Origin of the sequence: Pseudomonas sp. NBRC 111139 (genome assembly GCF_001753955.1) — a bacterium.
GTDB classification, from domain to species: Bacteria; Pseudomonadota; Gammaproteobacteria; order Pseudomonadales; family Pseudomonadaceae; genus Aquipseudomonas; species Aquipseudomonas alloputida.
In genome coordinates this window covers 1-24,000 of record NZ_BCBP01000065.1, presented here as the reverse complement: position 1 = coordinate 24,000, position 24,000 = coordinate 1, and the positions used below count along the sequence as shown (strand labels likewise).

The window sequence follows — 24,000 nt, the reverse complement described above, 5'->3', positions numbered from 1 at the left end:
CATGGCTAAACCTAAAGGGACATCTGCATGAGTGCTGGATACGAGCAAGTACTGGCTGTGGTGCTGACGCAACTGGCGTCGGCCTGTGATGGGGAGCGGGTAGAGGAGGACACCCGGCTGGGTAGCCTGGGCCTTGATTCGATCGCTGTGACCGGCCTGCTGGCTTCCTTGGGAGCACAGCTGGAACGGGACCTGGAACCTACCTTGTTCTGGCGCTTCGCGACCCCTGCGCAGTTGTGCCGGCACCTGTGTGGTGACGAGGGCGAACGTGTCGAACCGCAGGCATCAAGGCTTGCAGATCACCGACAGGCGGTGGCTATCACTGGCCTTGCCTGCCGTTTCCCCGGGGCCGACGACAGCCTTGCGTTCTGGCGCTTGCTCGAAAACGGCGGCCAAGGCATCGGGCCGGTTGCTCACGATCATTTCACCGAGCGAGCCGAAAGTGGCTGGCATGTGGCGCCCGACGAGATCGGTGGTTTTATCGACGCTGCCTGCGACTTCGACCACGAGCGCTTCGGGCTGGGTGGCCACGAGGCGTCGCAGATGGACCCGCAACAGCGTTTGCTGTTGACCTTGGCCTGGGCTGCCCTGGAGCAGGCCGGGATGCCGCCTGCGGCATTGCGCGGGCAACGCGGTGGGGTCTATGTCGGCGCCATGTGGTCGGATTTCGCCCATCATGTCCCGCCGCAACAGATGACGGCGCAAAGCGCCACGGGCCTGGATACCAGCATCCTCTCGGCCAGGATCTCGTTCGCCCTGGGGCTCGGTGGCCCCAGCTTGACGGTCAACACTGCCTGTTCCTCCTCGCTGGTCGCCCTGCACCTGGCTTGCCAGGCCCTGCGGCAGGGTGAGTGCGACTTCGCCATCGTTGCAGGGGTCAACCTGATGCTGGCGGCGCACAGCTTTACCGCCATGCGTCGCTTCGGCGGCCTTTCGGAGACGGCGACCTGCCATACCTTCGACGCGGCCGCCGACGGCTATGTCCGGGCCGAAGGCGCGGGCGTGGTGGTGCTGCGCAGGCTACCGGACGCGTTGCAGGCGGCATCGCCGATCTGGGGGGTGATCCACGCATCGGTGGTCAACAACAACGGCTTTCACAACAGCCTCACGGCGCCGTCGATGCAGGCCCAGCAAGCATTGCTGGACGGGGCTATTCGTCAGGCCGGGATCGCTCCGGGCGATGTCGAGTACGTCGAGGCCCACGGTACCGGCACGGCCATGGGCGACCCGATAGAAGCCACTGCCATCGCCGCAGCCTATTGCCCGCGCGGCGCCCGTCGCCACCCCCTGCTCATCGGTTCGGTGAAGACCAATATCGGCCATGCCGAGGCAGCAGCGGGGATGGCCGGGCTGATCAAGGTGCTGCTCGCACTGCAGCATGGGGTGATACCTGCCCACCTCAACTACCGCACTCCCAACCCTGCGATCGACTGGTCGCGGCTGTCCTTGCAACCGGTGTTGCAGAACACGCCCTGGGCTTCGGCACAGCCACTGGCGGGGGTGAGCTCCTTCGGTTTCGGTGGCACCAATGCCCACGTGATCGTGGGCCGCCAATGGTCGATGCCGGCTGATGACACGCTTGATGGCAGTGACCTGTCCCCGATCGTGGTGCCGCCCGCCAACAAGGCGAAAGGCGCCTTGCTGGTGTTCTCCGGTCAAGGGGCGCAATGGCCGGGCATGGGGCTGCGGCTGGCACGGCTGGACCCGGTTTTCCGCGCGTGCGTGGCCAGATGCGACCAGTTGTTCACGGCGATGGCAGGCTGGTCCCTGGCCGAACGTCTCTATGACGCCGAGGAATGTTTCAGCGATGTTGAAGTCGCCTGGCCCTGCCATTTCGCCATCCAGGTGGCGTTGGCCGAGGTGTGGTTCGCCAAGGGCCTGCGCCCGGTTGCGGCAATCGGCCATAGCATTGGTGAAGTGGCAGCGGCGCATGTGTGTGGCGTGCTGAACCTTCGCGATGCCTTGCGGGTCATTCTTGCGCAGGCACGGTGGGCCGCTCGACGGCCAGGGGCAATGGCCCTGCTGGGCCTTGGCTGGGACGCCGCCGAGGCGCTGCTCGCCACGTTTGAGGTTACCGCCAGCGTGGCCATCCAGCATGCTGATCAGGCGACGGTCATCAGCGGTTCGGTCGATGCCATCGCCCAGGTGCAACAGCATTGCCAGCACAACGGCGTGCGCTTCAACCAGGTCAGGTGTGAAGTCGCCGTGCATACCGGGGTTGAAGAAGACGGCTACTTGGCGCTGTGCGAGGCGCTCGAGGACATCGTGCCGAGCGCCCCGCACCTGCCTTTGCTGGGGACCTGTTCGGTCGAGGCGGCCGGTGGCTGCTTGCGCCCGCGCTACTGGGCGGATGCGGTGGCCCGGCCGGTACGTTGGTTCGATGCACTGTGCACGGCCTTGCGGGCCAGTGACGGGGTGGTCGTGGAAGTCTCCAGTCATCCCGTGCTGCAAGGCAGCCTGCGACAAGCACTGGCGGCCACTGCGCCGGGCCGGGGCCTGCTGGCCACTGCCCGGCGCGGGGGCAGCGACGCCCATGCCTTGGCAGGGGCCCTGGACGATTGCCACGAAGTGGCGCCTTTGCCGGGCGACAGCCCGCAAGCAATGCTTCTCAGTGGCCACAGCCATGCAGCATTGCTCGCGCGTTGCGCCAGCATCGCGCGCTGGCTCGAGCAGGATACGGCACTGCGCCTGGTCGATTGCGCCCAGGCCCTGCAAGGCGCCGGCAGCCATGAGCGCCATCGCCTGGCGTTCATGGCCGAGTCGCCAGCCCAGGCGCTGGCCTGCCTGCGCGCGGCACTGGCGACAGAGCCCGCGACCAGCCGGGTGTGCGCTGCGCCCTTGTTACGTGTCTGCCCGCGTGCGCCACTTTCCCCCGCACAAAGGGACATGCTTCAGGCCTTGCCCGCGTTCGCCAGCGGTTATGGTCGGGTCATGCAGGTCGCGTACGACCTGGGTATCGAGGCGCACCTGGTCGAGGGCGTGGCCCTGTACATCGGTTGTACCGAATTGCTGCGTCATGAAGGCCTGGTGATCACGCGCTATCGTGCAGGCGACACGGTTGGCAGCATTGAAGACCTGGTGGCGGGGCGGTCCGGCTTGAGCGTGCTGGTCCGTGCCGTCGCTGAGCGTGATACGCGGGGTTGGCCGCAGGCCGAGGGCGTCGGTGGGGGTGCGCTGTTGTGTTTCGAAGACCTTCAGGGCAGCACGGCCGCGCACCTGCTCGCCGAGTTGAAGGTGCGCAGCTACCTGGCCGGCGTCGGCGTTGTGGCGCTTCCCGCCACGCGGCAGCCACCGCTGGCGCTGCCTGGCGCACGGCCAGCGCGTGAAGCTGCACCAACAGACGGTGCCAGTGGCTATCGCCTGGCCTGGCTGCCGAGCGACTGTTCGCCGGGGGCTGGCGTCGATACGCGGGGTCTGTTGGTAGTCGGGCGTGCGCCTGGATGGTCGGCGCTGCGCGCACATGTGAGTTTCGCCAAGGCTACATGGCATGAGCTTGCCCCCGGCGGTACCTGCCAGGCCTATCAACGGGATTTTCTCGAGCTGCTCGAAGGCGCTGTGTTCGACACTATCGTGCTGCTGGCTGAACCTGCCGATGGCACGGAGCATCTGGTCGCCTGCGTCCTGGGCCTGCTGCAGGCGCTGGGGAGGATGCGCACTGGTGCCGCGACGTTGCACGTGGTCACCCGTGCCGCCCAGCGGTTACCCATGGATACCCAGGTCGACGCAGACGCCACCTTGCTGTGGGGGCTGCTCAGGACTGCGCAACTGGAGCTGGGTGGCCAGCGCTTGTGCATTACCGATGTCGGCCCGGCCAATGCAGAGGCGGCTGAACGCGACCTCGTCCAGGCGACGCTGGCCAGCCTTGCCAGGCCTGTATCCCAAAACGCCTGGCGTGCGGGTGTGCGTTTCGTACCGGCGTTGCAGCCTGTGCCCACGCAGGCGCTGGTAACCCATACCCGGTATGAGCAGGAGGCAGGTTTTCACCTGATCACGGGAGGCTTCGGGGCCCTGGGGCAAGTCATGCTGCGTTGGTATTTCGATCAGGGCGAGCGCCGTTTCCTGTTGCTGGGCCGCAGGCCGGCGAGCCAGCAGGCCATGGAGGCCATGGAGGCGCTGTGCAGCCAAGGCGCGACGATCATCGTCGAACGGCTTGATGTCGCCGACGCCGGTCGCCTGGACGAGACGATCGAGCGTGCCGCCCGGCAACTCGGGCCGCTGACCTACATCAGTCACGCGGCGGGCGTCCTGCACTCAGGGGCGCTTGAGGGAATGACCCTGGCCGGTTTTCTCGACGGCGTACGCGCCAAGCGCGAGGGCGCCTGGAACCTGCATCAGGCCAGCTTGCGGTGGCCGGTACGTCGCTTCTTGCTGGTGTCGTCCGTCTCGAGCCTGTTCGGGTTTCCCGGCCATGCGGCCTACGCCAGCGGCAATGCCTACCTCGATGGCCTAGCCGACTACCGCTTGAGCCAGGGGTTGCCCGCCATCAGCGCAAGGTTCGGCCCGTTCGCTGACGAAGGGTTGCTGGTGCAGGGGGGCGCTGCGCAGGTGTTCGAGCACTTGCCGGCGATTGCCATGCGCGAGGCCTTGCAGTGCCTGGAGCAATGGCCTGAGGGCCATGGCCACCCGCTGATCATGTGCTATCGCGGCCCGGCGGCATTGGCGACCGACCTGCCAGCCTTGGCGGTGCGCGATGACGTGCTGGCCAACACGGCGGACCGCCACGGGCACCTGTGCGCCATCGTCAGTCGTTTCGTGGCGTCGCTTCTACAGGTGCCGCTTGAGCGGATCCCGGCGGACGCGCCGCTGAGCGAACTGGGGGTCAGCTCGCTGCTGGGCGTGGAAATCCGTAATCGCCTGCAAACCGAGTTGCAGGTGCGCATGCCCGCCACGGTGCTGTGGAACTACCCGACCATCACGGCCCTGGCCTGCTACCTCGAATCGTTGCTGTGGCCGATGGAGGGCGGAGGGCTCGGCGAGGCCGAGCCGATCGCGGAGCCTGACGAGGATGACCATGCGTTGATGGCGGAGCTGCTTAGGGAGCTGGCCGCGCTCAAGGACAAATTCAGAGAGGACATAAAATGACACAAGGATCAGCCACACCCGAAACGACATCAGCATTGCAACAAGCGCTGGCGAGTGTCCGCCAGCTCAAGGCCGTACTGCAACGCCACGAAGAACCCATCGCCATCATTGGCGCGGCCTGCCGCTTGCCTGGGGCTGACTCGCTGGAGACGTTCTGGTCGCTGTTGACGCAACAGCGCGATGCGATCGAGGAGGTGCCTGCTTCGCGCTGGAGCAACGCGCGGTACTACGACCCTGACCCGATGGCCGTGGGCAAGCTGGCTACCCGCTGGGCCGGGGTGATCGATGAGCGGGCGTTCGATGCCGCCTTCTTCGGTATCAGCGACACCGAGGCCACGCACATGGATGCCCAGCAGCGGATCTTCCTGGAGGTCGCCTGGGAGGCGCTGGTCAACGCAGGGCAGACCCGTGAAAGCTTGCGCGGCAGCCAGACAGGGGTCTATGTCGGGGCGGTTAATTACAACGATGGGTATGCGCGTCGGCTGTTCGACGACATCGAACGGGTCAACGCCTTCAGTGGGCCCGGGGTCTCCAACAGTGTGCTGGCGGGGCGCCTGGCCTATCTGTTCGATCTCAAAGGCCCCTGCCTTGCGATCGACACTGCCTGCTCGTCGTCGTTGGTCGCGGTTCACCAAGCGTGCCAGAGCCTGCGCAACGACGAGTGCGAACAGGCCGTCGCTGGCGGGGTGAACCTTGTCCTGAGCCCTGAATTCACCGTGGCGACCTCGCGCATGGGGTTGATGGCGGCTGATGGCCGCTGCAAACCGTTCGACGAGCGTGCCGACGGTATCGTGCGCAGTGATGGTTGTGGGGTGATAGTGCTCAAACGGCTGAGCGATGCGACCCGCGACGGTGATCAAGTGCTGGCGTTGATCCAGGCTTCGGCGGTCAACCAGGATGGCCGCACCAACGGCATGACCGCGCCCAACGGTCTGGCCCAGGAGGCCCTGCTGCGTGGCGTGCTCGCCCGGGCCGGCATCAGCGCCGACAGCCTGGGCTATGTCGAGGCGCATGGCACGGGCACCAAGCTGGGCGATCCGATCGAGGTGGCGGCCTTGGCCAAGGTGCTGGGCACTCGGCGAGAATCGCCCCCGTGCCTGATAGGTTCGGTCAAAGGCAATATCGGCCACTGCGAAGCGGCTGCGGGTATCGCCTCGTTGATCAAGACCGTCCTGTGCCTGCAGCATCGAAGCGTGCCGGGCCTTGCCGACCTCAGGTCGCTCAACCAGCATATCGACGCGCACACCACCCTGGCGTTTCCCCGCACCAACCTGGCCTGGCCGGATGCCGGTGGCGAGCCGTTGTACGGACTTGTCAGCTCCTTCGGCTGGTCGGGCACCAATGCTCAGGTGATCCTCGCCAGTGCCGCCCAGGGCGAAGCGAAGATGCCTGACCCTTTGTTCAGGCTTGCCGCACAGACCCGCGATGGCCTGCGCGATGAGGTGACGCGCGCTTGCGCGGCACTCGCCGCACTGCCTGGCGATCAGCGGGTCGAGCCGAACTCGCCCGGCGCGACAGGGCCGTTTCGCAAGGCGTTCGTGACCAGCACGGCCGGTGCACTGGCCAACGACATGCGCACATGGTTGGCACAGGACGGCCAGGCCCATGGGCCGGGCGAAAAGCTGGCGTTCGTGTTTTCCGGCCAGGGCAGCCAGTGGCCAGGGATGGTCGACCAATTGCTGGCGCAGGACACATCGTTCCGACGCAGCCTGCAACAGAGCGAGGCAATCGTGCAACGCTTGGCGGGGTGGTCGTTGCTCGGTGCGATCGCCGCCCGCAGCGACACCGACCTTGCGCTCACCCAATGGGCGCAACCCTGCGTCGTGGCGATCCAGCTGGCGTTGTTCGACATGCTGATCAGCTGGGGCGTTAAGCCTGCTGCAGTCAGCGGGCACAGCATTGGCGAACTTTCCGCCGCCTGCTGCGCCGGCATCTTGGGCCGTGAGCAGGCATTGCAGGCGGCCCTGGCCCGGGGACGCTGCATGGCCGTGCTGCACGGGCAGGGCAGCATGCATGCGCTTCTGGCGCCATCGGAAACGGTCGAGCGTATCGTGCAACAGTGCCCAGGTGTCTCCACCAGCGCCTACAACAGCCCCGGCGCCAGCATCGTTTCGGTTGCGGCGGCGTCGTTGGCTCGGTTTCAGGCGTGTTGCGCCACCGCCGGTGTCGAGCCGGTCATGGTCAATGAGCATTATCCCTTCCATTGCAGCCAGCTCGAACCGCTGGCCCAGGACCTGCAAGAAGCGTTCGCGCACCTGCGCCATGACCAGGGCGCGGTGCCATTCGTTTCGACCAGTCATGGCAGCGACGAGGCGCCACTGCCACGGGACGCCGGCTACTGGGTGCGCAATGCCCTGCGCCCCGTGCGTTTCGACCTTGCCGTGGCACGGCTGGCGGACCTAGGTTGTGACACGTTCATCGAGCTGGGGCCCCATGCGTCACTGGTCCAGCATATCCAGCGTTGCCAGGGCACTTCGCGGCCTGGCCTGCGGGTCATGGCGGTGCTCAATCGGCACAAGCCGTTGCAGCAATCGCTGAACGCCCTGCTCGCGGGCCTCTACGAGGCGGGACAGACGCTGGGCGTCGCCCTCGATCCCACGCCACGGCTGCACACCTGGCAGCACGCCACCTACGAGCTGCCCCCATTGGTGAGCGAGACGCCGCCTTTGCTGCTGGGCCTTGCCGGCACGCGGGTGAGCGATGGCGTGAGGGCCAAGCTGTTCGAGGCCAGCTGGCCAGGCACCGGGCTGCTGGCTGACCACCGCATGTTCGACCGCGTCGTGGTGCCTGGAGCGATGCACCTGAGTGCCTTGGTCACCCAGGCGTTGCGGGGCTTGCACATGCCTGCGGTGTGTATCCGTGATGTGCGCTTCCTGCGGCCGTTGCTCATGGCCCCTGGCGAGCGGCGCGAAGTGGCCATCGAGTGGGACTGCACCTCACAGCAAGGCGAGTACCAGGTAGGTGTCGCCGTGACTAACGAGGGCACTCCCCAAGCGTTGTCCAGCGCAGTGGTGCTGGCTATGTCATCGTCGCCCCTGGTGGCGGATGAACCGCCGCCAGCAGCTGGCGCCGACGCCCGGCAACTGGACTGCGTGGCGTTCTACACCCAGGCCTATGCCAGGGGTTTGCAACTGGGGCCGTTGTTCCAGCGGATCGAGTCGATGTGGCTCGACAGTCGCGCGCAGCTCATGCAGGTGCGCCTGCTCGCCAGTAGCGACATGGCGCAGGACCAAGGGCTGGTGCTCGACCCCGGCGTGCTCGATGGCTGTTTCCAGGCGCTGTTTGCCGGTTACTGGCAGCAATGCCCGGAAATGGACCTCTACATTCCCCTGGCAGTTGAGGAACTGACGCTCGCTCACGCCGTGCGCGGTGAACTGCGCGCGACGATCTGCCTGACCACGGCAGCCTTCGATCAACACAGCCAGATCCTCCAAGGCGACATCGAGCTGCACGACGATCAGGGGCAGCGGGTGGGTACGTTGCGCAATGTCCAGCTCAAGCGCGCCCAGCGCGAGGCGTTGCTCAACAGCGAATCGGGCGCCGTCACCCAGGTGTGTGGGTTCACCTGGCGTGAAATGCCGCCAGCGCTGCTGACGCCAGTCTCCCCATACCCTGTCGTGCTGGGCAATGATCCATTGGCGGGCCTGCTGGCCGCCAGGCTCGAACAGTCCGCTCACCCCGCTGCACGCATGGCCGGCGCGCCCGGACAATGGGTGGATACCGGCGGGCAAGGGCGCGAAGACACGGCGGATTGGTCGATGGCGATCAGTGAGCGCCTGGAGCAGTTGCGCCGTCTGTGCGGGCAGATTGAGGACGTGGGGGTGAGCGAAGCGCGTCTCTGCGTGGTGACACGGGGCGCCCATGAGCCGTCGGCGGGCGACAACTACCTGCTCGGCGCGGCGACGCTTGCCGTGCTGAGGGTGATTGCCAACGAGTATCCGGCGATTCGCTGCCAGGCGATCGACTTACCTGCGGCGTGGCCACCGTCGCCAACCGACCTCGATGCGCTAGTGGGGGTGCTGGGCGGTGCGCCTGGCGCTGGATTGCTGCGGGTGGAAAATGGACGTGTGTTCGAGCAAGCCCTGGAGCCGCTGTCATACGCTCCTGACCAGGCGATGACGATCCGAGCGGACAGCCGTTACCTGATTACCGGTGGCTTTGGAGACACCGGGCAGGCGTTGTGCCGAGGCTTGATCGCACGTGGCGCGCGACAGATCACGCTGATGGGGCGCAGCCGGCCGTCGCCGGCCTTGGTCGAAGAGGCCAGGGGCCTGAGCCAGCAGGGCCATGATGTGCACCTGTTCCAGGGCGATGTGGCCAGCACCGCCGATGTCGCGGCGCTGATGCGTCAAGTGGCGCGCCGAGGGCAGCCGCTGGCGGGGGTACTGCACCTGGCGGGCGTGGTCGAGGACGCCCTCCTGACGCGCCTTGATGCGCAAGCGGTCAGCCGTGTGCTGGCGCCCAAGGTCACCGGCACGGTCAATTTGCACCACGCACTGCAAGGGCAGCCATTGCAGTGGTTCGTGACCTTCGCGTCGCTGTCGGCGTGCATCGGCCTGGCTGGGCAGTCTGCCTACGCGGCGGCCAACGGTTTCGCCCAGGCCCTCATGGCCCAGCGCACGGCCATGGGCCTGGCCGGCCAGGCTATTGCCTGGGGGCCGTGGGCCGCGGGCATGACCGCGCGCCTTGCGGCGGACCACCAACAACGCTTGCAGGCCTTGGGGTTGGGTCAGATGCCGCTCGAGGAGGTGGTGCGTTGGACCTTGGGTTGTGCTGGGCTGGATGCCCATCCGAGCGTGATGGTCGCCCAGGCATCGCCGGGTGTGCTACGCCAGCGAGTGGGCCTGCGCGGCCCGCACGGTGCGGTTGTGCAGGCCGGACCGTTGGGTGATGCGGTGGCCTTGCAGGGTAGCCCTGAGCAGCAGCATGCCGCGATGACCTCCTTGGTGATCGAAGAACTGGGCAAGGCCACTCGCAACGTGGCACTGGCCAGCGACACCACGCTGGCCGGGCTTGGCCTGGACTCGCTCGGCGCGGTCGCCATTGTCCAGCGTATTCGCGAGCGCACCGGTAAGTCGCTGCCGATCACCGCGTTCTTCGACAGCCGGACACTGCAGGACGTGGTGGCCAAGCTGCTGCCTCAAGCCTGATTCGAACACGGCCCATTACAAGGAGTTGATACCGTTCATGGATACATCGCAAACCCTGGAGACGCGGTTGACGGCCCAAGAGCATGCGCAGTGGCTGATGGCCGAGGTGCAACCGGACGACACGCGCTACAACATCGGGCTGGCCACGGCCATCACCGGTTTCCTCGACCTGGAGGCACTGCGCTTCGCCTGGCAGAGGCTGGTGGCCGGGCACGACATCCTGCGCACGACCTATGACGGCGGTCGCAGTGGCCCAACGGCCGTTTGCCACGCCGAGCTGGACGTGCCGGTCGCGTTCATCGATGGGCAGGGCCTGGACGACACCGCCATCAAGGCGCGGATCGATAGCTGGTTCGACACCCCCTTCGAACTCCGCGAGGGCCCCTGCCTGCGCCTGGGCTGCTTTGCCCGGGGTGCGCAGGCCCATGTTCTGGTGCTGTGCGCGCACCACGTCATCGCTGACTTCACCTCCCTTGGCCTGATGCTCGATGAGCTGGAATCGCTGTACCTGGACGAAACCGGCAGTGAGGTCGAACATTGGCGCGACACGCCCGTGCCGTTCGCCGAGTACCGTCGCCGTGCTCACGGAGCCGGCGATTCATCCGTGGCGTGCGAGCAAATCTACTGGTATCGGTACCTGGGCCAGGTACCGGCACCCCTCGACTGGCCGAACCACTGGCGACAGGGGGGCGCGGCAGGCGACAGCCACTATCTGGATGTCGACGGCGAGCGCCTGTGTGGCCTCAAACGTGTGGCGCAAGAGCGACAGGCGTCGCTGTATGCGGTGATCCTGGCAACCTGGGCGACGGCGGTGGCCAAGGCCTGCGCCCAGGATGAAATCGTGGTCGGCATGCCCATGTCGATGCGCGACACGACATTCGCCCATACCCTTGGCAGCTTGTTCAACGTGCTGCCCTTACGCGTGCGCTCGGCGGGGTCATGGTACGACCTGGTCGGTGCCATCCGCGCAGACCTCCATGCGGCACTGGACAATCGGGGGTTTGACCTGGCCGCGGTAGTGGATGCCCTGGGGGTGCCACGCCCCGAAGGGCGCAATCCGTTGTTCCAGACCACTGTCAACCTGCTGGGCCGGGTGGAGCATTCGCGCTGGTTGGCATTGCAGATGGCAGGGCCGCAGGCGGGGGCCCAATGGGCCGGGCTGCGTATCGCCCACTGGCCATTGGCGCAACAGCAGGGTCAGGTGGATATCGCACTGGAGCTGGTCGATGCTCACGATAGCCTGCGTTGCGTCATCAAAGGTGACCCGCGGAGCTTTTCCACCACGGGTCTGGAGCGGTTCGCAGCGCACTGGCTGGGTGTCGTCGATGCGTTGCTGGGTGAGCACGCGGTGTGCGGCGACGCGCATCACATCGCGCGGCAGAACGACTACAACCGTGTCCCTGGGCCGTTGAACAGTGAGCCGGTCCACGGGGCGCGTCAGCCCTCGCTGGTGGCCTGGTTCGATGCCCATGCCGCCCGCGATCCGCAGGCTGCGGCGCTGCGAGACCAGGACAGCGAGCTGGATTATCGCACCGTACAGGCGCGCAGCGTGCTCTTGGCCCGGCGGTTGGCCGAGTTCGGCGTGACGCCCGGTGATCGGGTCGGCGTACTGCTCGCACCCGGCATCGAGGCGGTGGTGGCGATGCTTGCGGCCATGCGCGCTGGGGCCGCCTATGTCCCGCTGGATCCGAACCTACCGCCCGAACGCCTGGCCATGATCGTCCGGCAGTCGGCAATCAGCCTGGTGGTCGCCGAGGGGCAATTGCCCTGGCGCGATGAGCACGGCGTTCGCTGCTGCCCGGTTGCAGGCCTAGGTCTTGAGCACGCCCAGGGGCCATTGTTCAACCTGAGTGCGCCCGGCACCTGCGCCTACAGCGTGTTCACTTCCGGCTCTACTGGCCTGCCCAAGGGGATCGATGTGGCGCAGCACAACGTGGTGGCACTTCTCGACGCCATGTATACGACACTGCAGATGCCGGAGGGTCTGGTATGGAGCTGGTCGCACACGGCCAGCTTCGATCTTTCCATCTGGGAAATCTGGGGGGCGCTGTGCTCAGGCGGGTGCCTGCTGGTCATCCCGCAGGCGGTGCGCTCGCGTGCGGACCAACTGCTCGAGTGGCTGGTCCGGCACCAGGTCGATGTGATCACCCAGACACCTTCCGGGCTGCGGCAGTTGTCGGCTGACCTGCCCAGGCATTCAGCGCAGCTCTCCGCTCGGCATTGGATCGTTTGCGGCGAGGCGCTGCCCGGTGCGACTGCCCAGTGTTTTCTGAGCGAGCGCTGGGCGCTGTGGAACTTGTATGGGCCGGCGGAAACCACCGTGTTCGCCAGTATCGAACGCGTTACCCCTGCGCTGGCGCAGGAGGTGATCGTGCCGATCGGCCGGCCATTGCTTTTTGCAACGCTCTATTTGCTCAACGACGAGGCGTGCCCCGCCATGGGCGCGTTGGGCGAAATCGTGATCGGTGGGGCGGGGGTGTCGCTGGGTTATGTCGGCTTGGCCCAGCAGAACCGCGAGCGCTTCATCGTCGACCCCTACCGTGGGGATGCCATCGCCTATCGCACCGGCGACCTAGGCTACTGGGATGGTGAACGGCTGCGTTTTGCGGGGCGTCGCGACGAGCAAGTGAAGTTCAACGGCTATCGCATCGAGCTTGGCGAGCTCGAGTGCTGCTTGGAAACGCACGCTCAAGTCCGTCAGGCGGCGGCGCTGTTGGAAGATGTGGCGGGGCACGCGCGACTGGTTGTGCTCGTGCAGTGTCATGACACGGTTACCGGATTCGACGAGAACGCCTTGCGCGAGCACCTGCGGCGAAGGCTGCCGGCCTACATGCAGCCTACGCGCTTGCTGGCAGTGGCGGACCTGCCGCTGAACCGTCACGCCAAGCTTGATCGCAAGGCCGTCGGCGTATTGTTCGAGGCCATGAACGCGGCGCCAGCGCAATCCTCAGCGGACAGTGACGACTGGCGCGAACGGGTCCGGACAATCTGGGCCCAGGTACTCGGGCGTACCCAGGTGGGGTTGGACGATGCGTTCTTCGACCTGGGCGGCAACTCGATGGCGCTGCTGCAAGTGCATGGCCGTTTGCAGCAGTGGCCCGAGGGTCGGCAACTGCGCCCCTCGGACCTGTTCCGCTGGGTGACGCCAAGGATGTTGGCCGAGGCGCTGCAAGCGCAGGGCCGCTTGGCCAGCGCGCCGGTTCTCGAGCCTGAGCGGCGGCGCGATACTTTGATGTGGCGCAGGCAGCGGCCCGGGATGCAGGTCGCCGATGGAGGCCACCATGAATGATCAAGCCATTGCCATCATCGGCATGAGCTGCCGGTTGCCGGCCGCGCAGGATCCTCGCCAGCTGTGGCGCAACCTGGTGCAAGGCAAGGTCTGCTCCACCCGGTACGATGCGGCGCAGCTGCGGCGCCTGGGGTTGAGTGCCGCGGTGATCGATGACCCCGCCTTCGTGCCGGTCGACGCACGGCTTGCCGATGCCGCGCAGTTTGACCCTGAATGCTTCGCCATGACCCAACGCGAAGCCGAGCTGCTCGACCCGCAGCATCGTCTGTTGCTCGAGTGCGCCTGGGAGCTGACGCAGACCGCCGGGCTGGGCAACCCACTGCGGCGCCCGCGAATCGGGCTGTTTGCCGGGTGCTCGATGAACACCTACCAGCTCAATGTGATCGGCGGGGAATGTGACCTGATGTCCGCCGCCGGCACTGAACGCATGCTGGCCAACGACAAGGACTACATGACGGCTCGGGTGTCCTACAAGCTAGGGTTGGAGGGGCCGAGCATGAGTGTGCAGACGGGCTGCTCCTCTTCACTGAGCGCCCTGCACTTGGCGGTCAACAGCCTGTTGCTGGGGGAGTGCGAAGTCGCGTTCGCCGGGGGCGTTTCGTTTCATGCCCTGGCTCGCCCGGGCTACTTCTATCAGCCCGGACTGATGTTTTCGCGCGATGGTAGCTGTCGGCCATTCGACGCCCAGGCCAGCGGCACGTTCTTCGGTGATGGCGTCGGCCTGGTGGCGCTGCGCCCGTTGGAGGACGCTCTTTCGGCCGGCGACAGCATCCAGGCGGTCATCCTGGGGTCGGCGGCCAACAACGACGGAGCCGGGCGCGCGGGTTTCACTGCGCCTGGCATGGAGGGGCAGCGGCAGTTGATCCTTCAGGCCATGGCCCTGGCCCAGGTCGAGGCACACACGATCGGCATGGTGGAGGCCCACGGTACCGGGACGACGCTCGGCGACCCGGTCGAGTTCGATGCCCTGTGCCGCGCTTTCGCCCAGCACACGGACCGTCGAGGATTTTGCGTGCTGGGTTCGGTGAAGGCCAACCTCGGCCACCTGGCTGCCGCGGCAGGTTTTGCCGGGCTTGCCAGGGCCGTGCTGTGCCTGCGCAATAGCTGTATCGCGCCACACCCGACCTTCACGCGTGCCAACCCGGCATGCGATTTCGAGCGCAGCCCGTTCCTGATCAATACCCAGCCGAAGGACTGGCAACCGGACCAGGTGCGCAGGGCCGGTGTCAGTTCGTTCGGCGCAGGTGGCAGCAATGTGCACATGGTGCTCGAGCAGGCGCCCGAGCGGCCCGTCCAGGTGGCCCTGGGGTTGCCACAGGCGATCCTGCTCAGCGGGCGTGACCAGCAGGATGTGCAGGCTCTGGCCGCTGCACTGGGCGAACGGGTTGGCCAGGCGTCGGACCTTCACCTCGAGCACGTCGCTGATGGACTGGCGGAGGGCCGTGCCAGCCTGCCCTGGCGAGCGGCGCTGCATGTCGACGACCTCGAGCAACTGAGCCACGCCCTGCGCGCGCGTGAGTTCACCGTGGCCAAGGTCGAAGCCGAGCCCCGTACGCTGCGTGTGGTGGTCAATCATGCCTTGTCGCTAGCACTTTCCCATGAGCCTGGCTATCAGCGTTGCCTGCAGCAATTGCAGGGCGAGGCAGGCGTGCAGGGTGACCAGCTTGAACACGAAGTGCCAGCGCGGGCGCTGACCGGCTTTCTTGAACGCTTGCTGCCGGGGCACGCGCTGGCCTTCGCGTTCCCCCCGCAAGAGGCGCCCCTCGTGGCGGGCTTGCCCGTTGCCGCTGCTTCGCGGCACGCGGCGATGGTGCTGGACCTGGAGGCGTGCGGGTCGCCATTGCGCGCCTGGCTGGGCCGCTTCTGGGCGATGGGCGGGCAGGTGGATTGGGCCGTGCTCAGAGGGGGGCGGCAGGTGACGCACCGTGAGCTGCCGTTCGCGCCGCTGCGGCGCAGGCAGTGCTGGTACACGCAACCGGTCCCTGACGCGGCACAGCGTGCCCCCGAGGTCTATGTGGAGCAGTGGCGGCGGCAGGGGCGCTTGCAGGGGTTCGCCTTTGGCGGGGCTGGCGATACCGTGCAGTTGCTCGGCGTGGCGCCGGGCATGCGTGGGCCCCTGTGTGACGCACTGCGGCGGCAAGGGGTGCAAGTCTTGGCCGAAGGGCAGGCCGGACAAGGGGGCGAACGGCTTGTCTGGTTGTGGGAGAGCCGGGCACCGTCGATGGATGACCCGAGCCTGGCCTGGCGCTTGTGCGAACAGGTCAGGCAATTGATCGAGCAAGGCCACCAGGCCGTGGAGCTGGTATTGGTCGGGGCGGGTTTCGTCGATCCCCTGGCTGTCGCTGAGGTGCGCGTCGGCCCCGCCGCTGCGCTGGCGTGTGTCGCGGCCATCGGGCATGAACATCCCGCTGTGAAGATCAGGGTCATCGATGTCCCCCCGGCATTGACCGATGACCCCGAACAGGCCGGTGCCCTGGCCGAGGTGCTGGCGCGAGCTGGCTCGCTGCCGATGCTCTGCGCGTTGCGCTCAGGGCAGGTGTGGACGCGGGGCCATGAGGTGATGGCGAATACCCTCGACGCGCCGACGTTCGCCCAGCCTTTGGTCTGCCTGGTCACCGGCGGACTCGGTACGGTGGGTTTTGGCATGGCCAGCTACCTGGCGCGGCGTCACGGTGCCGACCTGGTGCTGGTGCAACGCCCGCAAAGCAATGATGGCGAACGTCTCCGGACACGCCAGCAGCGCCTGGCGGCCCTGCGTGAACTGCGCGTGCGTGTGGAGGTGATCGACGCCGACATCACCGACCGTGAGGCGCTGTTCGCCGCGCTCGACCGCTTGCAGGCGGACGGTATCGAGCCCAATGCCTTCGTGCATGCGGCCGGGCTGTCGGGCAACAGCACGCAGCAGTGGCTGATGCGTTCGACGGTCGAGCAGTGGCAGGCGTTGATGGCCGCCAAGTGGCAGGGCGCCTGTTCATTGCATGCGTGGTTCGCTGAGCGTCCCCTGCGTTTTGGCTGCTTTGTCTCTTCGCTGGCGGTTTTGGCCGGTGGTCTTGGCCTGGGCCCCTATGCCGCGGCGAATGAAGCCTGTGCCTTCTGGAGTGGGCACGGGGCCGGGCACTTGAACTATTTCGCCATCGACTGGGATGGTTGGGAGGGCTGGGAGCACAACGAGGGTTTCCGGTATGGCGCAATTCGTAGCGCCGGTCTGGTGGCCGAGGAAGTCGATGGCCTGCTGGACGCGATCTTCGCCGCGCTGAAAGGCCACCACCGGTTCGTCGTTTCCAGCACCCCGTTGGCCGCTCGACTGGCCGCGGCGCCAGCCGCGCACACGCCAGCTTCGGTGAGCGTGCCGAGTACCACGCAACGCCAGGGGCCGCAGGTGATGACAGCCCTGTGGCAGCAGGTGCTGCGCTGCCAGGTCAGTGACGATGCGAACTTCTTCGATCTGGGAGGGGACTCGCTGGTCGGGGCTGAATTGATTCGACAGGTCAATCTGCAGTTTGGCGTGAGCCTGTCAATGGTCGATCTGTTCGAGTTCGCCAGTGCGCGAGCACTGGCCGAGCGGGTGAAGGCACAGTTATCTGATGTGACCAAGGAGGAAGAGGACGATGCAGGCCATCATCAACAACGCCGATGAGATTGCCGTGGTCAGCCTGGCGGGACGTTTTCCCGGAGCGGCTGACTGCGATGCGCTGTGGCAGGCGATCCAGGACGCCCAGGAGCTGGTAGCCACCTATGACCCGGGGTGTGGGCCGGTGCCTGCCGGCGAAGGCCAGGTGCTGGTTCCGCGGGGGGCGTTTCTCGACGCGCCGGAGCAGTTCAACCATGGCGCCTTTCGTTTTACCCCGCGTGAGGCTTCGCGCATGGACCCGCAGCAACGTCAATGCCTGGTGCTGTGTCAGGCGGCATTGCTGGGCGCGGGTTACGGCACGGGGCGCGAGGCCGGCCATTGCGGGGTGTTCGTCGGCACGCGGGCCGATACCTGGCATGACCTTCAACGGCTGGAAGATCACAGCCCCTCCGACGCGATGCTCACCCTCGGTGGCCGCAGCAGCGACGCCATGGCCACGCGTGTGGCCTACAAGCTCGATTGCACGGGGCCTGCAATCAATGTGGCGAATTTCTGCTCCGGCTCGCTGGTGGCGGTGCACCTGGCCTGCGCCAGCCTGAGGGCCGGCGAGTGCGATCTGGCGCTGGCCGGCGGTGTGTGCGTGCGCTACCCGGCGCACGTCGGCTACCTGCACCACGAGGGCGGTATTCTTTCCCGGTCGGGCCGGGTGAGGGCATTCGACCAGCGTGCCGATGGCACCCTGTTCGCCGATGCCGCAGCCTTCGTCGGCCTGCGCCGCTTGGCTGATGCTCGGCGCGACGGCAACCCGGTGCTGGCGTTGATCAAGGGCTCGGCGGTCAATAATGACGGCCTGGAGAAGGCCGGTTTCAGCGCGCCGAACGTGAAGGCCCAGGAGCGGGTCATTCGCGAGGCGATGCGCCGTGCGGGCGTGCAACCCGAGCACATTGGCCTGCTCGAGGCCCACGGTACCGGTACGCCGGTGGGCGACGCCGTGGAGCTGCGGGCGTTGTCGCGAATCTTCGAGGGCTTGCCCCCGCGCAGCTGTGCGCTTGGGTCGGTCAAGGCGACGCTGGGGCACGCGGACTGCGCCTCAGGCATCGTCGGCTTAATCAAAGCCATTCAGGCCGTGCGCCGGGGCGTCCTGCCCGCGACCCTCAACTGCGAGCAACCATGCAGCGAGTTGCGCGACCCATCGTCGCCCTTCGACGTGAGCGGCAGGAGTCGACAGTGGCAGCGCGCCGTGCATGAGCGCCTGGCTGGCGTCAGTTCGTTCGGCATCGGCGGAACCAACGCGCACGTTATCGTTGGCGGCGCAGCGGGCGTGGCATGAACAGACACGCTGATTGATAGTCAAGGAGGGAAATACCCATGCAAACCGTGCAATCCAGGGAGCAGGAACTGATCGAGGTGTTTGCCGAGGCCTTTGGCCTGCCGGCCCGCTCGGTCGATATCGATGCGACGCTCACCGAGATGGGGGCCGACTCGCTGCAGTTGTTCGAAGTGTTGGCGCCGATCCAGCGCCAGTTCGGCGTCAAGCTGTCGGTACGTCAGTTCTTCTCCGAGCTGCAAACCATCCGTCAGTTATGCGAGTACTTGCAGGCGCAGCCGGGCTTGTCAGTCCAGCAGGTGGCGGACGAGCGCCCGGAGGGGGCGTTCAAATGGATGCGTCGTGGTTCGGACCCGATTGAGTCGGATGTCCGGCGCCGCTACCTGGCGAACTTCATTCCGCGTTATACCCAGCGCACCGAAATGTCCAAGGCCCATGCCACGGCCGTTCGCCAGCGAATCGCCGACAGCCGCTCGGGCATCGGCTTCAAGTGTTCGGTCAAGGAGCTGCTCTACCCGCTGGTGTGCACTGAGTACGAGGGCGTCAGGGTGCGCGATCTCGATGGCAATGACTACATCGACATGACCATGGGCTTCGGTACCCATCTGTTCGGGCATGCCCCGACCTTCGTCCGCCAAGCGCTGGAGCGCCAGCTTGAACAGGGCTTTGGCCTGGGTGCGCGCAACGCGACGGCACTGCAGGTGGCCGAGCTGTTGTGCGAGGTCACGGGCATGGACCGTGTAGCCTTTGTCAACAGCGGCACCGAGGCGATAATGAATGCCGTGCGTGCGGCGCGAGCGGCGACCGGGCGCAACCAGGTGGTGATGTTCTCCAGCAGCTATCACGGGCATTGGGATGCGGTACTGGCCAGCGCCGACCTATCCCGCGCGGGCGTGTCCAGCCCGGTCTCGATCGGCATACCCGCAGGCATGGTAGCGGATGTGTCGGTATTCGAGTTCGGCGCGCAGGCGGCGCTCGATTTCCTTGCCAGACATGGCCAGCAGGTCGCCGCGGTGTTGATAGAGCCGGTGCCGACCCGCGACCCGGGCCTCGCCGACCCAGCCTACCTGCGCGCCTTGCGCGATGCATCCCGCGCCGTGGGCGCCTTGCTGATTTTCGACGAGATTGTCACTGGGTTTCGCGCGCACCCAGCGGGGGTGCAAGGGCTGTTCGGCATCGATGCGGACATCGTGACCTATGGCAAGACCATAGGTGGAGGCATGCCGCTGGGCGTGGTCGCTGGGCGTGGCGGCACGTTGGATGCCATCGATGGTGGCCCCTGGCAGTACGGGGACGACAGCTTCCCGGCGGTAGAGCCGACGTTCTTTGGCGGGACCTTCTTCCAGCACCCGTTGGCGATGGCCACCGCCAAGGCTTCACTACTTGAGGTCAAGCGCCGCGGTGCGGCGTTCACCGAGGCGCTCAACCTGCGGACACAGGTTTTCGCGGCGCGTTTGAACGACCTGTTCGCCACCTATCAGGTGGCCATCGAGGCGCGCAGTTTCTCGTCGTTCATGCGCCTGGTGCATCGCGAAAACATGGACCTGCTCTATTACAACTTGCTACTTCGCGGCGTCTACATCTGGGAGTGGCGCTGCTGGTTCCTCAGCGCCGCGCACCAAGACCGGCACCTGGACCAGGTACACCAGGCATTCGTCGACAGCCTTGCAGAGCTGCGTGGGCAAGGCTTGATCTAACCCGGCGAGGGTGCCTTGCCGGGCACCCTCGGTGGTTCATCCAGTACCTCAACAAGGAGTGTTCCCATGCCATTGCGCAACCTGAAAGTGTTTATTGGTGGCCCGATCAAGTTCGCCATCCGCCAAGAGGGTTTCAATCAGGAACTCAGGCAGACCATCGAGTTGGCAGTCGAGGCGGTCAGAGACCTCAACGGCCAGGTGCTGTCGGCTCACCTGGCCGAGAAGTTCGGTGTCGATACGCCAGCCTTCACCCCGGAAATGGTTTCGCGGCGTGATTTTGCCTGGATGCAGGAGTGCGATGTATTCATGCCTATCCTGCCGGTGCTGGCCAATGGCGAATTATTGCGCACCGACGGCACGCACATCGAATTGGGTTGGGCCTCGGCGTTGCGTCGGCCGGTGTTGTTGGTCACCGAAATGCCGATCGTCGACAACGCCAGCCACCTGCTCAAGGGGCTGGAGCATGTGGGTACGGTTGCCCGACTAGATGTCCGTGATTTTCGCGCCAACCCTTGGCAGATCGGCGAGATCTTCCAGGAGTTGCTCGCCAGACAACCTTGCGCGGTACAGGCGTAAGCACCCGCCCACGTTCCACCTCTTCGATTCTTTTCACAGGGATGCAGTGATGAACATTGAACAACAACGCAGGGGCTACTCGGTGCTTGGCCTGCAACTGGCGTCGCCGCTGATTGTAGGTTCGGGGCTGCTGTCGGACCAGGCGCGGAACATCCGGCAGCTGTTGGCGCGCGGGGCTGGGGCAGTGGTCACCAAGACCATTTTCCCGGGCTGCGAGAAGACCCATGCCGAGCGGATCCATGCCATCGGTACCGGCATGCTGAACAACACCACCTACTCCAAGCGCTCGGTCGCCGACTGGCTGATATTGCTCGGCCAGTTCCAACGTGAGGGGCTGGCGATCATTGCCTCGATCCACGCCGCCACCCCTGCAGCGCTTGGCGAACTGGCCGCGCAGGTGGCACAAGACAGCGATTGTCCACTGGAGCTGGGCATCTCCTGCCTGCACGCGGAGGATGTTACCGAAGACACGCCCGAGCGTGTCCAGGCCTATGCACAGGCCGTGAGGCAAAGCACCGATGCGCCATTCGCGGTCAAGCTGGCCCTTGGCCAGGGCTTGCATGAGCGTGCCATGGCCGCACAGCGTGGCGGCGCATCGGCGCTGACCCTGAGCGACACCATCTCGGGTCTGGCGTTCGACCCTGAGTGCAGGGACGTAGTGCTGGGAGGGGTTTGCGGTTATTCGGGGGCGGGGATCAAGCCATTGGTGCTGGCCGCGATCTATCAACTGCGCCAGCGCGGTTTCGACTTGCCGATCATGGGCTGCGGAGGCGTGCAGAGCGGTCGCGATGTGCGCGAGTACCAGCTGGCCGGCGCGCAGACGGCACAGGTATATTCGGCGCTGCACCAGGACATGTTCGGCACGCTTGAACGCATCACCGATGAATACTTCGATCTCGATCTGGGACCTACACGGAGGGTGGCAGGATGAGTGGGCTCAACATCGTGCGGTTCAGCGAGCTGACCAGCCAGGATGTGCGGCAGGCCGTGGAGGGCCAGGTGCTGGTGTGGCCGGTGGGCGGCATCGAGCAGCATGGGCCGCACCTGCCGCTTAATGTTGATGCGTTGATCCCCGAGGCATTCGCCGAGGCGCTGTGTGCCGACCGGCGGGCGATCATGCTGCCACTGCTGCCCATCTCCGTGCGTTCGCTGCCACAGAGTGGGGGAGGGTTGCAGTTTCCAGGTACGGTGTTCATCGAAGGGGATACCTTCATCGACTACCTGGAACAATCGCTTCGCAGCCTTGCCAACCTGCCGTTCCGGCAGTTGGTGATCATCAACGGCCACTACGAAAATGAAGCGTTCGTTTTCGAGGCGCTCGACAAAGTGCGCGAGCGTGGGTTGTTTGGCCAGCGTTCGGTACTGGCGTTCAGTTGGTGGAGCCTGGTCGATGAGCAATGGGTCGGCGAGCACTTGCCCGAGTTCCCGGGCTGGCATGCAGAGCATGCGGGAATCACGGAGACCAGCTTGATGCTGCACTTGCATCCTCATCTGGTGCGTACGCCGCGTCCAGATCATGAGCATCCGCCACGCAGCGGAGTTTACCAGTTGCCACTTTCGCAAGGCGCATCGACTCAAGGGGTGTTGTCGAAAACCTCGACGGCCAGCGCGGATATCGGCAGGCGCCTGTTCGAGCATGTGCGCAAGCAGATCAGTGGCTTGCTCGAAGAATTCGATGGTTAAGGGATGAACTGGGCGCCGGCAGTGACTGCCGGCGCTTTTCAAGGAAGCAGCAGTGGTTGGCGTTGCGTCACGTGGAGCAGGTGATGCAGTTGTTCGAGAAACGCGGGCGAGGGGTGCTCGGTGAAAAAATGATCTCCGTCGACGCGGGTCATCTGAAACGCGCCGCAGGTGAGGTTTTTCCAAGGCAACATCATGCTGTAGTCGACGATGTGATCGTCGTGGGCATGAAATGCCCAGATCGGGCAGTTGATACCAACGTTAGAATTGAATTGCCAGGTTCTACACAGGGTGAAGTCAGCCTGCAGGATGGGCAGGAACAGCGACGCCAGTTCCGGGTTTTTCAACGTGACCAGGCAGGATGGGTTGAACTCGCCCAACCGCCTGATCGCGGTGCTTTGATCAATGTTGTCGATTTGTGGCAAGTGTTTGCGGAATGCGGGGTGGGCCGTGGAACATATAACCAGGCATTCCGGTTGTAGCGAACTTTCGCGGCGCTTGAGCTCTTGTGCAAGTTGGAGGGCGAGCCAGCCGCCCATGCTGGTGCCCAAGAATGCAAAGCGGCAGTCGCGAAAGCGATAAAGCTCGTCGATTATCAGGTCTATCAAGAGCGGCATGTTGCTGATTAGTGGCAGGTTTATAAGTTGGCCGCGCCCGGGTAATCGAATAGGGTGAACAACGATGTCATTGAGCGCCGGGGAGTTCCAGCGGTTGTAGAAATCGGCGCTGCCCCCCGCAAAGGGAAAGCACAGCAGATTGAGTTTGTCGGGATGGGCGGACTTTGAAAACAGCATGACACTGTCCTCCTCCTTGAATACGCAGTGATGTCAGGAGACTTCCACGTTGGGTGTGCTTTCCACGAACGGTGGATCAAGCTGGTAGAGGCGTACCAGGCTCATACGCAGCGTCGTTCTCTGCTTGAACTTACGATTGAGGTCGCTTGGCGACAAGTCGAGCAGTACACCCTCGTCGATCAAGCGGGCGACCTGGCCGCGGGAAAGGCAAAGCTTACGGGCGAGGATATTGATCAGGCGCACGGGAATGGCCTGTTCAAAGTCGAGGGTGATGGTCACCTGTTCGGTGTCAGTGAGCGCATACGGTGATGGCCCCTGTATCTCATAGGGTGGGGTCGGACCGAGTTCGGCATGGTTGCGTTTCAACAAGCTGTAGTTGTAGGCGTAACGACGAACTTCATCAAGGTCATTGTGCAGAAAGCGTTGATGAAGTTCAGGGTCGAGCTTGTTGGTATTGATGCGGGCGTGGATGTCAATGTTCCAAGTGTAGTCGCACTTCTCGCATTTGTAGATATTCCAGACATCAAGAGTTTTTTTCTGAGCGTTGACCCTGAAAGTGCCGGCGGGTAGAAACAGTTTTTTGACTTCGCACGAAGGGCATCGCTTGGTAATTGGCTGATAGCCGAGCGGCTTTATCAACCAATTGATACGTCCATTTATCATTGGGTTGATCCTTTTCAAGTTGTCGACGGTACCTTAGCGCTTTGTGATTTTCTCGGCAAGGTAGCTTGAAAGGCAGCTGTGTACTAAATGTTTCTATATGTCAGAAATGTCTTACTTATTTGTAAGTTGTAGGTCTGGTGCCGGGGTGTGCTATTTCAAATTGTTTCTTGA

General features: G+C 65.0%; 11 protein-coding genes. 9 read left to right on the top strand and 2 right to left on the bottom strand.

Features of this window, described 5'->3' with window-relative positions; all coding sequences use genetic code 11:
* The first annotated feature begins 27 nt into the window (after positions 1-27).
* From BJQ17_RS23570 to BJQ17_RS23530, 9 genes are all read left to right on the top strand, one after another.
* A complete protein-coding gene (locus BJQ17_RS23570) occupies positions 28-5,082 on the top strand; it encodes a type I polyketide synthase (RefSeq protein WP_070096732.1) in 5,055 nt (1,684 codons plus the stop codon).
* Positions 5,079-10,232: a type I polyketide synthase gene (locus tag BJQ17_RS23565; protein WP_070096731.1), complete on the top strand. Its 5,154-nt coding sequence runs from the start codon at positions 5,079-5,081 to the stop codon at positions 10,230-10,232. The genes BJQ17_RS23570 and BJQ17_RS23565 overlap by 4 nt, the downstream gene beginning before the upstream one ends.
* A 37-nt stretch (positions 10,233-10,269) precedes the next feature.
* Positions 10,270-13,521, top strand: a complete 3,252-nt coding sequence (locus BJQ17_RS23560; protein WP_070096730.1) for a non-ribosomal peptide synthetase — start codon at positions 10,270-10,272, stop codon at positions 13,519-13,521.
* Positions 13,514-17,158: an SDR family NAD(P)-dependent oxidoreductase gene (locus BJQ17_RS23555; RefSeq protein WP_070096729.1), complete on the top strand. Its 3,645-nt coding sequence runs from the start codon at positions 13,514-13,516 to the stop codon at positions 17,156-17,158. The genes BJQ17_RS23560 and BJQ17_RS23555 overlap by 8 nt, the downstream gene beginning before the upstream one ends.
* A complete protein-coding gene (locus BJQ17_RS23550; protein WP_070096728.1) occupies positions 17,130-18,422 on the top strand; it encodes a polyketide synthase in 1,293 nt (430 codons plus the stop codon). Before BJQ17_RS23555 ends, BJQ17_RS23550 begins: the two co-directional genes overlap by 29 nt.
* Positions 18,423-18,460: 38 nt before the next feature.
* Positions 18,461-20,116, top strand: a complete 1,656-nt coding sequence (locus BJQ17_RS23545) for an aminotransferase class III-fold pyridoxal phosphate-dependent enzyme (protein ID WP_070096727.1) — start codon at positions 18,461-18,463, stop codon at positions 20,114-20,116.
* A gap of 66 nt (positions 20,117-20,182) precedes the next feature.
* The gene (locus tag BJQ17_RS23540) at positions 20,183-20,692 is read left to right on the top strand and encodes a nucleoside 2-deoxyribosyltransferase (protein WP_070096726.1); all 510 of its coding nucleotides are present in this window, start codon (positions 20,183-20,185) and stop codon (positions 20,690-20,692) included.
* A 49-nt stretch (positions 20,693-20,741) separates the two neighbouring features.
* Positions 20,742-21,623, top strand: a complete 882-nt coding sequence (locus BJQ17_RS23535; protein WP_070096725.1) for a dihydroorotate dehydrogenase — start codon at positions 20,742-20,744, stop codon at positions 21,621-21,623.
* The gene (locus BJQ17_RS23530; protein WP_070096724.1) at positions 21,620-22,375 is read left to right on the top strand and encodes a creatininase family protein; all 756 of its coding nucleotides are present in this window, start codon (positions 21,620-21,622) and stop codon (positions 22,373-22,375) included. Before BJQ17_RS23535 ends, BJQ17_RS23530 begins: the two co-directional genes overlap by 4 nt.
* Before the next feature lie 38 nt (positions 22,376-22,413).
* On the opposite strand, the gene BJQ17_RS23525 is transcribed toward BJQ17_RS23530, so the two are convergent.
* Together BJQ17_RS23525 and BJQ17_RS23520 are read right to left on the bottom strand one after the other, a co-directional pair.
* Positions 22,414-23,166 (bottom strand): thioesterase II family protein, encoded by a 753-nt coding sequence (locus BJQ17_RS23525; RefSeq protein ID WP_070096723.1) that lies wholly within the window; start codon positions 23,164-23,166, stop codon positions 22,414-22,416.
* A 33-nt stretch (positions 23,167-23,199) separates the two neighbouring features.
* Positions 23,200-23,829: a DUF1062 domain-containing protein gene (locus BJQ17_RS23520; RefSeq protein ID WP_070096722.1), complete on the bottom strand. Its 630-nt coding sequence runs from the start codon at positions 23,827-23,829 to the stop codon at positions 23,200-23,202.
* Between the last annotated feature and the right edge of the window lie 171 nt (positions 23,830-24,000).